This window comes from Moorena sp. SIO4A1, from assembly GCF_010672065.1.
GTDB lineage: Bacteria > Cyanobacteriota > Cyanobacteriia > Cyanobacteriales > Coleofasciculaceae > Moorena.
This window is the reverse complement of record NZ_JAAHHX010000004.1, coordinates 98,968-111,529: the sequence shown is the minus strand read 5'-3', so window position 1 is coordinate 111,529 and position 12,562 is coordinate 98,968. Positions and strand designations below refer to the sequence as shown.

The 12,562-nt window shown below is 42.0% G+C and carries 16 protein-coding genes and 1 pseudogene; 15 read left to right on the top strand and 2 right to left on the bottom strand.

The features are described 5' to 3' along the window. Positions 1 to 203: 203 nt before the first annotated feature. The 13 genes and pseudogenes from F6K53_RS04395 to F6K53_RS04335 all read left to right on the top strand — a co-directional run bounded on the left by F6K53_RS04395 (position 204) and on the right by F6K53_RS04335 (position 7,365). Positions 204 to 1,294: pseudogene (locus F6K53_RS04395) on the top strand (ISKra4 family transposase). A 79-nt stretch (positions 1,295 to 1,373) separates the two neighbouring features. Further along, on the top strand, positions 1,374 to 1,775 hold the full coding sequence (locus F6K53_RS04390) for a transposase (protein ID WP_293038794.1): 402 nt from the start codon (positions 1,374 to 1,376) through the stop codon (positions 1,773 to 1,775). A 55-nt stretch (positions 1,776 to 1,830) separates the two neighbouring features. Further along, a complete protein-coding gene (locus F6K53_RS04385; protein ID WP_293079961.1) occupies positions 1,831 to 1,995 on the top strand; it encodes a transposase in 165 nt (54 codons plus the stop codon). A gap of 435 nt (positions 1,996 to 2,430) precedes the next feature. Continuing rightward, positions 2,431 to 2,727 carry a hypothetical protein gene (locus tag F6K53_RS04380; protein ID WP_293067324.1) on the top strand — a complete coding sequence of 99 codons (297 nt, stop codon included), beginning with the start codon at positions 2,431 to 2,433 and terminating at the stop codon, positions 2,725 to 2,727. Between the two features lie 7 nt (positions 2,728 to 2,734). Next, on the top strand, positions 2,735 to 3,028 hold the full coding sequence (locus F6K53_RS04375) for a hypothetical protein (protein WP_293026617.1): 294 nt from the start codon (positions 2,735 to 2,737) through the stop codon (positions 3,026 to 3,028). Between the two features lie 146 nt (positions 3,029 to 3,174). After that, entirely contained in the window at positions 3,175 to 3,429 is a 255-nt protein-coding gene (locus F6K53_RS04370; RefSeq protein WP_365940319.1) for a transposase family protein, read from the top strand. Positions 3,430 to 3,754: 325 nt separating this feature from the next. Beyond that, positions 3,755 to 4,573, top strand: a complete 819-nt coding sequence (locus F6K53_RS04365; protein ID WP_293067327.1) for a hypothetical protein — start codon at positions 3,755 to 3,757, stop codon at positions 4,571 to 4,573. Positions 4,574 to 4,596: 23 nt separating this feature from the next. Next, the gene (locus tag F6K53_RS04360) at positions 4,597 to 4,932 is read left to right on the top strand and encodes a hypothetical protein (protein WP_293067330.1); all 336 of its coding nucleotides are present in this window, start codon (positions 4,597 to 4,599) and stop codon (positions 4,930 to 4,932) included. A 2-nt stretch (positions 4,933 to 4,934) separates the two neighbouring features. Further along, positions 4,935 to 5,300, top strand: a complete 366-nt coding sequence (locus F6K53_RS04355) for a transposase family protein (RefSeq protein ID WP_293026611.1) — start codon at positions 4,935 to 4,937, stop codon at positions 5,298 to 5,300. Positions 5,301 to 5,515: 215 nt separating this feature from the next. Continuing rightward, positions 5,516 to 5,776 carry a hypothetical protein gene (locus F6K53_RS04350; RefSeq protein ID WP_293026609.1) on the top strand — a complete coding sequence of 87 codons (261 nt, stop codon included), beginning with the start codon at positions 5,516 to 5,518 and terminating at the stop codon, positions 5,774 to 5,776. A gap of 286 nt (positions 5,777 to 6,062) precedes the next feature. After that, positions 6,063 to 6,497 (top strand): hypothetical protein, encoded by a 435-nt coding sequence (locus F6K53_RS04345; RefSeq protein ID WP_293041431.1) that lies wholly within the window; start codon positions 6,063 to 6,065, stop codon positions 6,495 to 6,497. A 36-nt stretch (positions 6,498 to 6,533) separates the two neighbouring features. Then, entirely contained in the window at positions 6,534 to 7,037 is a 504-nt protein-coding gene (locus F6K53_RS04340) for a GNAT family N-acetyltransferase (RefSeq protein WP_293026600.1), read from the top strand. Positions 7,038 to 7,158: 121 nt separating this feature from the next. Beyond that, positions 7,159 to 7,365 (top strand): glycogen debranching protein, encoded by a 207-nt coding sequence (locus tag F6K53_RS04335; protein WP_070390789.1) that lies wholly within the window; start codon positions 7,159 to 7,161, stop codon positions 7,363 to 7,365. A 336-nt stretch (positions 7,366 to 7,701) separates the two neighbouring features. On the opposite strand, the gene F6K53_RS04330 is transcribed toward F6K53_RS04335, so the two are convergent. Beyond that, a complete protein-coding gene (locus tag F6K53_RS04330) occupies positions 7,702 to 8,766 on the bottom strand; it encodes a TrkA family potassium uptake protein (protein WP_293041434.1) in 1,065 nt (354 codons plus the stop codon). 473 nt (positions 8,767 to 9,239) lie between these two features. Then, positions 9,240 to 9,797 (bottom strand): crossover junction endodeoxyribonuclease RuvC, encoded by a 558-nt coding sequence (ruvC, locus tag F6K53_RS04325; RefSeq protein ID WP_293026596.1) that lies wholly within the window; start codon positions 9,795 to 9,797, stop codon positions 9,240 to 9,242. A gap of 696 nt (positions 9,798 to 10,493) precedes the next feature. Here ruvC and F6K53_RS04320 point away from each other — a divergent pair. Together F6K53_RS04320 and tsaE are read left to right on the top strand one after the other, a co-directional pair. Next, the gene (locus F6K53_RS04320) at positions 10,494 to 11,861 is read left to right on the top strand and encodes a gluconeogenesis factor YvcK family protein (protein WP_293067340.1); all 1,368 of its coding nucleotides are present in this window, start codon (positions 10,494 to 10,496) and stop codon (positions 11,859 to 11,861) included. Between the two features lie 97 nt (positions 11,862 to 11,958). Then, the gene (tsaE, locus tag F6K53_RS04315) at positions 11,959 to 12,453 is read left to right on the top strand and encodes a tRNA (adenosine(37)-N6)-threonylcarbamoyltransferase complex ATPase subunit type 1 TsaE (RefSeq protein ID WP_293067342.1); all 495 of its coding nucleotides are present in this window, start codon (positions 11,959 to 11,961) and stop codon (positions 12,451 to 12,453) included. Positions 12,454 to 12,562: the final 109 nt, after the last annotated feature.

The window sequence follows — 12,562 nt, the reverse complement described above, 5'->3', positions numbered from 1 at the left end:
ATTTAATCCCCAGAGTCAATACAGAATGGTTAAACCTAGTCTCTAAAAAATTTGCTGAAGATGTGGGAGCATCCCATTTTGGAAAATACAAGAAGAGGGTGGGGTTTAATTTCGCGAGTATTGCTCGCGAAGTTAAACCCCATTGTAAGGCTCAACTACTTAGGCTGGTAGAATACAGAGGTAGATGTTCATACGCTTTGATTATGAAGAAAGCCGAACGGGAAGAACTAGAAGCTTGTTTAAAACGAGCCAGCGAGATCCTGTACAACAATACTGACACGGATAGCTTGGAAACCCTGGCAGATATTGAAATTGCAGTCAGGAAGCAAGTTTTAGAACACGTCAGTCCCAAAATTGCCTTTTTTTTATCACAAAAAAGACCAATACCCAACGAGGTAAAACCCGAACCATTAAAAGTTGTCTCGGAAAACTGAAGATTACGAAAAAACAAGCAGATGCTTTGGGAATATAACCATTAACGCGACATAGTCCTCTGTTGGAAAAATGCTGTCTTCTCTTGAGTGCCAATGAATCTTATCACAATGCAGAAACGGATTTATATCTCTTAACTGGACTCAAAGTTGGTCATTCCACTCAACATTGGCCTTTGGCCACGCTACGCGAACGAAAAGTTAACCAAATTGAGTTACCACCTCCTGATCTAAAACAAGGGTTATCCGAAGTAAGTGTTGATGGCGGAAAAATTCGCTTAAGGACGGAAGTTAAAGGAGAACCTAGTGTTTGGCAAGAATACAAAACAGCTCGCTTACAAGGGATTTATTACGGAGCCTTCTTTCAAGACAATCTATCTTTAACTGATTGGATAAACAGTCAAAACTTGACCGTACCCTTATACTGCTTGGGAGATGGACATGATGGCATCTGGAATATATTTGCTCTTATTGGTGAGCCTCAGCATCGAATTGAAATCCTGGACTGGTATCACTTAACCGAAAACATTCATAAAATAGAAACAAATAAATCAATCAAAGAACAGTTAGAGGCTTACCTGTGGAAAGGACAGGTGTCTGAGGCAATGAAGTTGCTTAAGTTGGCGAAGCCAGTGGGTGGAACTAACTTTATTGGCTATCTCAAAAAACACCGTAAAAGGTTAATCAATTATCACTCTTTCCAACGGGAGCAAATTTGTTCAATTGGAAGCGGAGCGGTGGAATCGGCTGTCAAACAAATCAGCCACCGAGTTAAATTAACCGGAGCCCAGTGGCGACCAGAGAATGTTGCTAATATCTTACAACTGCGTTGTGCCTATCTCAATGGTCAACTAGCTATTTAAGCCCTTAAAAATTCTCTCTTCCTTTGACTGTATTCGCGAGTTATAATCGCGAATAGATGTCCCATGGGGATTGAGAGTAATGGGTAGAAGAGTTTCAAGTCAGTCACAACAAGATAAACTACAGAGAATAACTCGTTTACAGACGGCGATTGCCAGCCTCGAAACCTACAAAAGTTTCTTCGAGGGTCAAGGGGAACTCGCTCCGGAAGATGCTTGGGTAGCACGTTATCAAGTCCGACAGCCCCAAAAAGCCTACTGGTACTATAAACTACAAGCTCCTTCACCCACTTTTCCCACCACAGGTGATACCCCCAAGCTAAGTAAATATAAGCATTTGGGGAAGGCTGGAAGTCAAGCCCATGTTGCTGGGGTGATGGCTGTAGCCAGAAGAACCATAGTTTCCGAATTACAAAAAAATATTGATTCTCTAAAAAATAGCTTACTAGATATTTCTTTCGACTCGGAGCAAGAAAATATCTAAGTTAGGTTATTATTCGCGAGCATAACTCGCGAATAAGTTTTTCCTTTTTTCCAAAATGGGATGCTCCCGAAGATGTGGGCATTTCTCCAAAAAAAAAGTGTTGTTAGTAGAAGATAATGCTGGATGGCATCGGAGTAAGAAGGTAAAAATTACTTCAGGAATTAAACTAGAGTTTTTGCCCCCATACTCTCCAGAATTACAACCAGCAGAAATACTGTGAAAATTAGGGGATGAACCTTTAGTAAATAATTGTTTTGAGACGATTGATGAAATCGAAGAATTGTTAGTAAAACGTTGTCAGGTTTTGAGTGAGATGAAAGAAGAAATTATAAATTTAACTTTCTATCATTGGCTAGCTTCTATTTAAGCATTTTTTTAATGGGGTATGACAACCGGATTTAGTATAATGCCTCTATCTCCAACCCAGATGATTCTGGAGAGTCCAAAGCGATGACGGACGGGAGCATGTCACTTATGCAGCAACATTAGTACTAAATCTAGGGAATGGGGAATGGGGAATGGGGAATGGGGAATGGGGAATGGGGAATGGGCATTGGTGACAAGTTAAGCAAAAGAGCAATTTGTCAAGTACTTTCCAGAAATTGCTGTATCCTGTACTAGGTAAACTATTCAGTGCGATCGCTAACCCCAAACTGTGCGATCGCTAACCCCAAACTGTGCGATCGCTAACCCCAAACTGTGCGATCGCTTCGAGCACCAGCATATGCGGCTCGCGAACCGTAGACTAACTGAAGTATCGGTGGTTACAAAGGTAAAAAGAGAATGGCTCCCCCGCCAAAAAAGTATTAGAGACCACACCAGACCGCGAAACCAGCCCAATATAGATGAACATTGTCATAGCTCAACAACTAGAAGATTTAGTCAAACCTTGCGTGTACAATCAACTAGCCTACTACCGCTCATTAGACATGATTTGCAGGATATTGAGTAACCCATAGATGCTGGCAGTGGTATTGAGTTTACTGGGTCGGCAAGTACCATCAGTAACAGAGCTCAATCGAATGCTAGCAAGGGAAAACTTGCTGTGGGCGAAGGCAGTGAAAGTGTCTCAACAAGCCCTATCTCAAAGATTCTTAACCTTTCCAGCATCATTGTTTCAAAGAGTACTAAAAGACTTACTAGTTTTGTTAAACCAACGTTGGCAGCAAAGAAACAGAGAAAGTCCGGTAAGCGTTAAAAGAGCGAGAAAGTATTTTGAACGTTTGTGGATAGTAGACATTTCCATAATATAATCAAATTCCAAAAAATAGACTATAATAAGTAAATATTGTTCGATCCAAAAAAATAAATGGAAAAATATACTTGGAACTATATCCAGAAAAACCCTAAACAAACCAAAAGACTATTAGGTATTGATTATCAACAATTATAGCAATTAATTGAACTAGGTAAGCTTCTCAATAAAAGAAAGCAAGAAGAAATTGAGAAAACTAAAATTAGAATCAATCAAGCAGGAGGAGGAAATCATCCTAAACTATTAGAGTCAGAGCAAATCGTTTTAATGTTAATTTATTTAAGGTATCATTTGAGCTTTCAACTTTTAGGACTTATTTTTAAAATCAGTGAATCAACGGCTCATAATATTTTTACTTATTGGCAAAAAAATTGTGAAAACGACTTACCTACCAGTTGATTATCACAAGTAAAAAAGTTTCAAAAAGAATAAAAAATTATTGAACAATTAGATAATGATGAATTGATTTTAGACAGTACTGAGCAGTCTATTGAAAGACATTATGATTATCAATAGCAAAAAAAATATTATTCATAAAAGCAAAAAATACATACTTTTAAAAATCAATTTATTGTTTTACCAAAAGCTGATCGCGCTGATTGACTGACAAAAGTTAGGTTGAAAATGGCTCAAATACTTACCAGACTTGTAAGAGCAAGACTTGACTAAAGGGAGTGTTTCCCCGCATCCTCAGGACAGATACCACTCAAATCCTAGGAATGCGATGAAAAAAAACTCCCGACTCTACAATGCCTTGAAGACATGGATAAGTCAACCCTGTGAGTGGGCACACCTGAGCCACCTAACCACCTGTTTATGGATGGTGGCAGCCCTGATTCAGACAGGGGAAGTGAATTTGCCCCGATGGATTCCCTACATCCCGTGTCGTGGCCAATATGCTCAAAGCAAACAACGCCGAATGCACCGTTGGCTGCATAATGCCCGAATCAATGTCCATCGATGGTACAAACCTTTGATTAAAGCAGCCTTGGCGGATTGGAAAGATGGGTGTATTTACTTGAGTTTAGACACCTCGATGTTTTGGGATGAGTACTGTCTGGTTAGATTGGTAGTGGTGCATCGAGGACGAGCCTTACCAGTGAGCTGGCGAGTGATGAAGCATCAGAGTGCAACGGTAGCATTCAAAGATTATCGGGAGATGCTCCAACAATCGATACACCTTTTACCCAAAGAGGTTAAGGTGATCCTACTGGCAGATCGAGGGTTTGTCCACACCGATTTAATGAAAGCTTTGACCAATAAATGGGGTTGGCATTACCGGATTCGTCTGAAAAAGGACACTTGGATTTGGCGAGCAGGTAAAAGTTGGCATCAGCTCAAAGATTTCCATTTTAATCGGGGTGAGGTCTTGTGCTTTCACAATGTCAGAGTGCACAAGGAATATTGGTATGGTCCAGTTGATCTGATTTTTGGTTGCAACAATGTAAATGGTGATAATGGGCCATTGTTAGTGATGAAAATACCACCCTTCAAACCTTTGCCGAATATGGGTTTCGCTTTGATATTGAGGAAAACTTTTTAGATGACCAGTCCAATGGATGGAATGTGCAGAAGTCTCAAATTCGCTCAGTTCCAGCCTTATCTCGGTTGTGGTTCATTCTAGCTGTGGCTACGTTGTACGTCACGGCTCAAGGGGTTGAGGTGGTAGAGTCTGGTAAACGTCGATGGGTTGACACTCACTGGTTTCGAGGAAACAGCTATTTTCGGATTGGTTGGGAGTGGGTCAAATCATCTTTAGAGAATGGCTGGAAATTAATTCATCGGGTTTGTTTTTCCAGCAATCATGACCCTTATCCTGCGATGGCTTCGCGCAAACAACATCAGCAACGGCACTATCAACTAGAGTTTAAGGTACAAACGTACCAATATGCTGTTGAATAGTTTTGTCAGTCAACCAGGCTGATCGCGTAGCGTGGCCTACGGCCTTAGATCTTGTCGATGTAGTAATCGGAAAACCTGGCCCTATGAGTGATATTAAAATCTGTCGAAAAACTTTGAGTAAATTTAATGATCAACAAACTTTTAGTGGGGATAAAGCTTACATTGGAGAAACTCAAATCACAACTCCCTATAAAAAACCGAATAATGGAGAATTAACAGAGACTCAAAAATCCGAAAATAAAGCTTTATCATCTAATCGAATTTTTATTGAACATTTAATTAGAGTTTTAAAATTTTTTAAAATATCTCAAGAAAGATTTAGTTTGCGTAAAACTCGATATAAATCAGTTTTTTTAACTGCGGATTAGTGCGATTAAGAATTGGGTCGCTAATTTTAGAAGTAATAAAATCGGATGTTTAAGAGCAATTGATTGACGTTATCATGAGCCATATTTTTCCTATAAAATTAGATTTTGTGTCTTCAAACCATTATTAATTCGTTCTTAAAGCTAAATTTTAAATTAGGTCTTGACAAACTTGTTTTCCTTGCTGTGACTGGGTTATGGTTTTTTGGAGATGTCTAGTGGATGCTTCGACATTAGAGGCATTGTTTCGTAAGCTAAAAAGTTTAGAAACAGTACCTCTGGGTCAATTAGGAGGTAGAATCTGTACGGTGGTAGAAGAAACAGGCTTTCCAGTCGAAACCTGGTTTAAATCTAATCCTTACACCCATGAGAGTAACTTTGTGCCCAACTTGTTAGAATTGATCCCAGCCAAAACGCTACTCATCTTAGATAGAGGGTTTTGGAACTTTCGCTTTTTTGAGGAGTTGAATCTTGGGTAAATCTGACTTCATTACCAGGCTCAAAGGGAAAGGAAAATATAAATCTGTACGCACTTTGAGTCACTCTGGACAACATCATGACCAACTAATTAGGTTGGGAACAGGTTATCAAGGTAATCCAATTCTCAACTTACGTAAGTCGTGGTAAAACATGGTTCAACATGGTATCGCTACCTAACTTCTGTGATAGAGCCTGAAGTTTTACCTCCCTACCTCGTAGCTGATTTGTACGCTCGTCGCTGGCGAATTGAGGAGACTTTTATCACTCGAATAACGCTTATTGGGTTTGAGTTACTTGTGGACTGGTTCTGTCAATGGTATTCAATTACAATTGTGGGCTACTTGGTTATTTTATGTGGTCTTAATCGACCTATCCGATGAGGTAGCTAAGGCCTTTGGCCACGCTACGCGAACAGAATTATCAATACCAATGGAGTGTATTTCTGTAGAAATGGTTTTTCGCGGACTGTATCATTTTGGAGTTGCCTATCATCAAGGGAAAGCCACTGACCCAGTGGCCTATTTAACGGCTCTCGAGAACCAAGAAAAGGGGGTTGTCAAAGCCCCTCGTACCAGGAGAAAAAAACCTCCCCTTGATTTGTCTCCTTTCCCACACTCAGAGGGCTTGACAAATTGCTATGCCTGCTTAACTGTCACCAATGCCCATTACCCATTACCCATTACCCATTACCCATTACCAGAGAAGGGATATGATAAATAGTCAAATTGTCTTTTTTATTGTCCCTTTGCCAGCACTATGGGTAAGTTTACCTTAAGACCAGCCACAGAAGCTGATGTAGCGATTCTGTTTAATTTGATTAAGGCACTAGCAGAGTATGAGAAACTCTCCGAAGCTGTCACTGGCAATGCTGATGACCTGAAAGAACACCTGTTCGGCGCTAAACCCTATGTAGAGGCGATTATCGTTGAACAGGGTGGTCAAGGGGTGGGATTTGCACTGTTTTTCCACAACTATTCCACATTTCTAACTAAGCCGGGAATTTATCTAGAAGATTTATTTGTATTACCGGAATTTCGCCGCCAAGGTATCGGTAAAGCCATACTCAGTTACCTGGCTCAGCTAGCAGTGGAGCGTGGCTATGGGCGTTTAGAATGGAGTGTACTGGATTGGAATGAACCTGCGATGGCATTTTATGAACATATGGGAGCAGCAGTATTGCCAGACTGGAGAATTTGTCGAGTGACTGGGACGGCTCTCAATCAGCTAGCTGAGTATACTGATCCGGCTTCGACTGACTAATGTTGCTCAAATGCTATACTACGAGGTATATACAGCTGCGACCCTAAACATCTAGTTGCAGGTCAACGGCAAAAATGACATAGGGTAATTTACATATCGGTTTATATTAATAAAATCACTAATGACTATTTGGGTAAACGAGCAGATTGATCCATCGGGTCTTCTATACTCTTGTATTGCCACTTGCAACGAAGAGCAGGCGAGGGATTGCCACGAGTCGTTTCAGAATAACTTGACTGATCAGCAAAAAGCAGCGGGTTGGGTTGCCCGATTACGCACAGTTAAGTCTTGGGATGAAGTGCCGGTGAATACCTTGAAACTGAATTAGATCAAAACTGATATCATCCCCGGCAGCATCAATACTGTAAAGGATAGGGTAATTGGGTAAAAGGTAATTGGGTAAAAGGTAATTGGGTAAAAGGTAATTGGTAATTGTAATTACTCCCTGACCATACAATTACCCAAAAAAAACCAACGACAAAGAACACTACCGGGCACCACTAGACATGACATGATGTCTTGACAGTTAACCGTCAACCTACCCTAAATCGGACGCCAAAGGCGAACAACCTTCAACCTTCAACCTCCAACATTCAACATTAAACCTTCAACATTCAACCTTCAACCTTCAACAAAAAATCAACTGACCTTCTAAGCCCAAGATCTATTTTGGCTTGGGCAGTCGTAGCAAATTGGAACGGATTGGACCGAGAATCTGGTTTAGCTCACGCAATTGATCAGCTGTCCCCATACAAATCAGTAGGTCTCCTGGTATGAGTTTAGTGTCACCGTCTGGTCCAGCAATCAGACGACCGGAATCCCGGCGAATTGCTAAGACCATAGCACCAGTTTGCGATCGCAGTCGGGCTTCCCTGAGGGTTTTGCCCACGCAAGGACAGGTTTCGGGGTCTAGCAGAAACTCTTCCATATAAAAAGAGCTATCAGTTCCGGTTAGAATCCCATCCACAAAATCCATGACTTGGGGTCTAAGGGCTGCAGCTGCCAAGCGTCTACCACCAGTGATGTAGGGAGAAACTACAGCATCTGCACCAGCTCGCTGCAATTTTTGAACAGCTTCTTCAGAGCTAGCACGAGCGATGGCTCGAATTCGGGGATTGAGGGTTTTGGCAGACAAGATAATATAGAGATTTTCGGCATCTGAGGGCAGGGCAGCCACCAGACAAATTGCCCGTTCAATCCCCACATTTAGCAGAGTTTCATCCAAGGTGGCATCTCCGTGTACAGAAATACAACCCATATCCTGGACAGCTTGAACCTGTTCCAATCGGGAGTCAATTGTCACAAATGGGATTCCCTCAGCCTTAAATTCTACAGCAATCTGACGCCCAGTCCGTCCAAACCCACACAAAATGTAGTGTTTCGTCAAACTATCTAGCAAGCGCTTCTGTTGCCTCATGCGAATTCCATCTTGAAAGTAGCCTTGAATTAGGGCTTCTGTAAACCGGTTAACAATGTAACCGATACTAATAATGCCCATAAAAATCAGAGAAATGCTGAATAGTCTTGCCCGATCTCCCATCGGCCGTACTTCTTGATAGCCCACTGTCGAAAGCGTGATTACCGTCATGTAGGCTGAATCCAACCAGCCCCAGCCTTCAACCACCCGATACCACAGAGTTCCAATCAGAAATACACCCCCGAGAGTGATCCCACCGGCAATCAGCTCTTGGCGAAGACGTCGATATTTTTGCTCAAGGGTTGAATACACCGTTGCTTGTCATGGGTTAACTTAACTTAATACCTAGAGAAAATTCAGGTCAAACTGGCAACACCGAAAGCTGACACTGGTTTTTAATATTACATATATAAATATGATTAAGTTTATTGCTTTGCTATCGGTATAGTTCACAAATATAGTTTACAGATATAGTTCACAGATATAGCAGTTCTAAATGATTTCAAAAATATAGTGCCCTTATCGAACGCGATCGTGTCGGCTGTGGCCGTAGGCCACGCTGCGCGATCGCTGAATCGCTATAACCCTTGCCCAGCAAGGATTGAATAGTTTGCCAATTTTAAAACTGATTTAGTATTGCTATATAATTTACAGATATAATTTACAGATAGAGTTCACAAATAGAGTTCACAAATAGAGTTCACAAATAGAGTTCACAAATAGAGTTCACAAATAAAGTTCACAAATAAAGTTCACAAATAAAGTTCACAGATCTAGTAAAGTGTTCAAGACATATGAAACCAGGCGGTCAATGCGACTGCCAAGGCATCTGCTAAATCATCTGGTTTGGGGATGGTGTCTAAGTTTAACTCCCGCATAACAGCCTGCTGAACCTCATATTTATCCGCATTACCATATCCTGTCAAAGCCTGTTTAATCTGACCCGGTGTAAACTCTACCATTGGAACTTCATGTTGTGCTGTTACTAACACCACAACACCCCGTGCCTGAGCTACGGAGATCGTAGTACTCATACGGTAGAAAAAAAGTTTTTCAATCGCCACCAGATCCGGTTGGCAGTGTTCCAGCAGGGTGTGTAAATCCTCGTAAATCGTACACAGTCGTGAGCCGTAATCAGTTTTGGCAGGGGTTTGGATGATGCCAAAATCTAGCAACTGCAATGGTTCAGGGGTTGCCTGTATTGGTGACTGGCTAGAACGCTTTGCCACTCCTAAGGAGCTTTTTGTGTTTCCTGACTTACTAATTTGGGTTGTTTGGCAACTAATTGCCCCAAAACCTAAAGTAGCTAGTCCTGGGTCAATTCCCAAAATTCGCTTTTCCATCTGCCTCACTGCAGTCAATCCCTGTCCAGTCTAATAACTAGATTAGGTTAATGGTGTTAGTGCTATCATCCCTAATCCCTAGTGCTATCATCCCTAATCCCTAGTGCTATCATCCCTATTACCTAGGCAAGCGTTCCCCATTAAGTCATGAGCTGTAAGCAGCTACACTTGTCACAGGAATCACAAAAGTCTGGTGTAGCTGACTAATTGGGATTATTCTCTTTCACCCCGTATTTTTTGGGGTTACACCACTACTCTCATACCCTAAATGGGAACTCAACCGACCTCACCACTTTCGGCATATCGACGGGTAAATTCTGATCATAACGTCTAGGTACCGGATATTGTATTAATCACACCTTAGCCTAATTATCTGAAACTGTGGTGATCAGTACCAGCTTCATGGTGAATTCACCATTGAGGTGCGACCCTAGGCCGCGAGCAATCCCTCGCGGCCTAGGAGGCGCGCACCTTGATCAGTAATATCAATGGAAACCGCTATACCTCAAGGGTGAGCGGCTATGTGAATCACGCGCTTTTCACACGAAGGTTTGATTAGGCAAAGAAAGTACCAATCTGACAGGCACTTCCGGAGCCTGAGCCGTTCCTCACTACATGCATCGCCTCCTTGTCAAGTGCTGGAGTTCGACCAGCAATGTCTATCCAGCTTTTGTACTTACCATACTCAGTGTAGTTATGTCCTCAATCAGTCTTTTCAAAAGAGCTCTACGTACCCTACAAAATGAATCGAGAGGTCGAATTCCTCAGCGGGTCAACCGTTGGTTTAAGTGGTTAGCCCCTGGATTACTAGTGAAGCGTTGGATACTTTTAAGTGCTGGTGGTGTAGTGCTAACAAGTTTGGGATTAGCGATTTGGGTAAAGCTAACTCCAGTTTTTTACATCATTAAATTCACAGCCCAAGTTTTAGAGAAAATTACCACCATTATTCCTAACCATGTGTCTGGTCCAATTGCGCTGATCTTGGGTCTACTTTTCATCTTCTGGGGGCAAACCCGGACGGTAGGATCAATTACGGAAGTTTTAAAACCCGACCACGATCGAAAACTGATTGATGTGCTGATGGATCATCGTCGGTTAAACCGGGGACCGAAAATGGTAGTCATTGGGGGTGGCACTGGTCTTTCTAGCTTACTTAGAGGACTAAAGGTTTATAGTGCTAATATCACTGCTATTGTTACGGTAGCTGATGATGGGGGTTCCAGTGGACGGCTGCGACGGGAAATTGGAGTGTTACCACCAGGGGATATTCGTCACTGTTTAACGGCACTGGCAGACCAAGAAAAGTTGTTAACCGAACTGTTTGAATACCGTTTTCGAGCTGGTAGTGGTTTAGTCGGTCACAGTTTTGGAAACCTTTTCCTGACCGCAATGAGTGATATTACTGGCGATCTAGAACAAGCTGTTGCTGCTAGTTCTCAGGTATTAGCAGTGAGAGGAAGAGTGTTGCCAGCTACCCTAACTGATGTCAGCCTTTGGGCTGAATTAGCTGATGGACGTCGCATCGAAGGAGAGTCTAATATTACTGATGCTCGGGGAGTGATCAAAAAAATTGGTTGTACTCCCGAAAATCCACCTGCTTTACCAGCAGCACTCAAGGCAATTGAGGAAGCTGATTATATTATAATAGGACCCGGTAGCCTCTATACCAGCATTATTCCCAATCTGTTGGTGCCAGAAATTACCGATGCGATCGCAGCTCGCTTGATACCCCGCATCTACGTTTGTAATATCATGACCCAGCCAGGGGAAACTGATGGATATAGTGTTTCTGACCATATTAAAACTATTGATGAAGCCTGTGGGAAAAGGCTATTTAACGCGGTACTGGTGAATCGAAAATACCCCTCAGCTGGGTCACTGATTAAGTATGCTCAAGTTAAGTCTCATCCAGTTTTTCTGGATCGAGAAGAAACTTCTAAATTAGGGCGTCGGATTGTGGCGACCAATGTCATGTATGAAGATGAGGAAACTCATTTAGTGCGGCACAATTCGGAAAGACTGGCACGGGTTTTATTACGATGGTATAGTCGAGCACATGCTTAGATAAGGTGAGTGTGAGGAAAATTTTTAAAGGAAAATAAAAGCTGAGATATTAACTCAGAATAACTATTATTCGAGGTACTCTATTGCTAAATAACTAATGACAAAAATTTTTCTAGCTGATGCTAAAGCAACCCGTACGCTAGGTGTGGAATTGGGGAAATCTCTGCCAGCTAGTAGCATCATTTTGCTGGAGGGAGACTTAGGGGCTGGCAAAACCACCCTAGTTCAGGGTATTGGTGAGGGACTAGGCATAACTGATGCCATTGTCAGTCCCACCTTTACTCTGATCAATGAGTATACAGAGGGACGTATCCCCCTGTATCACCTCGATTTGTACCGCTTATCCACCTCAGAAGTAGAGTCATTAAACCCAGAACACTACTGGGAGGGAATTGAGGTTGCTCCGGGAATTGTGGCCATCGAGTGGGCTGAGCGCCTACACTATTTGCCATCCAGTTATCTACATCTAAGACTAACCTATTCCCAGGAAGGTGGACGTCAGGCTCAATTCACTTGTAACGGTAAGTTTGATTTAACTTGGCTGTTGGATAGGTTATCTGGTTGTTCGCCCTTGGCGTCTAGTGTAGAGTAGGGTGAAGGTTAGTGGGATTGAGGTTGACCAAAAATTTGGGTCAACTTTAATTTTTTCCCACTACCTATTAAATCCTATTATTAAGTCCTATAGTTAAATCCTATACTGT

Bases quoted from the DNA above. Each gene is read 5' to 3' on its own strand.
- F6K53_RS04390 (WP_293038794.1), top strand. From the start codon at position 1,374: ATGGGTAGAAGAGTTTCAAGTCAGTCACAACAAGATAAACTACAGAGA.
- F6K53_RS04385 (WP_293079961.1), top strand. From the start codon at position 1,831: ATGGGATGCTCCCGAAGATGTGGGCATTTCTCCAAAAAAAAAGTGTTG.
- F6K53_RS04375 (WP_293026617.1), top strand. From the start codon at position 2,735: ATGCTGGCAGTGGTATTGAGTTTACTGGGTCGGCAAGTACCATCAGTA.
- F6K53_RS04365 (WP_293067327.1), top strand. From the start codon at position 3,755: ATGAAAAAAAACTCCCGACTCTACAATGCCTTGAAGACATGGATAAGT.
- F6K53_RS04340 (WP_293026600.1), top strand. From the start codon at position 6,534: ATGGGTAAGTTTACCTTAAGACCAGCCACAGAAGCTGATGTAGCGATT.
- F6K53_RS04335 (WP_070390789.1), top strand. From the start codon at position 7,159: ATGACTATTTGGGTAAACGAGCAGATTGATCCATCGGGTCTTCTATAC.
- ruvC (WP_293026596.1), bottom strand. From the start codon at position 9,797: ATGGAAAAGCGAATTTTGGGAATTGACCCAGGACTAGCTACTTTAGGT.
- F6K53_RS04320 (WP_293067340.1), top strand. From the start codon at position 10,494: ATGTCCTCAATCAGTCTTTTCAAAAGAGCTCTACGTACCCTACAAAAT.
- tsaE (WP_293067342.1), top strand. From the start codon at position 11,959: ATGACAAAAATTTTTCTAGCTGATGCTAAAGCAACCCGTACGCTAGGT.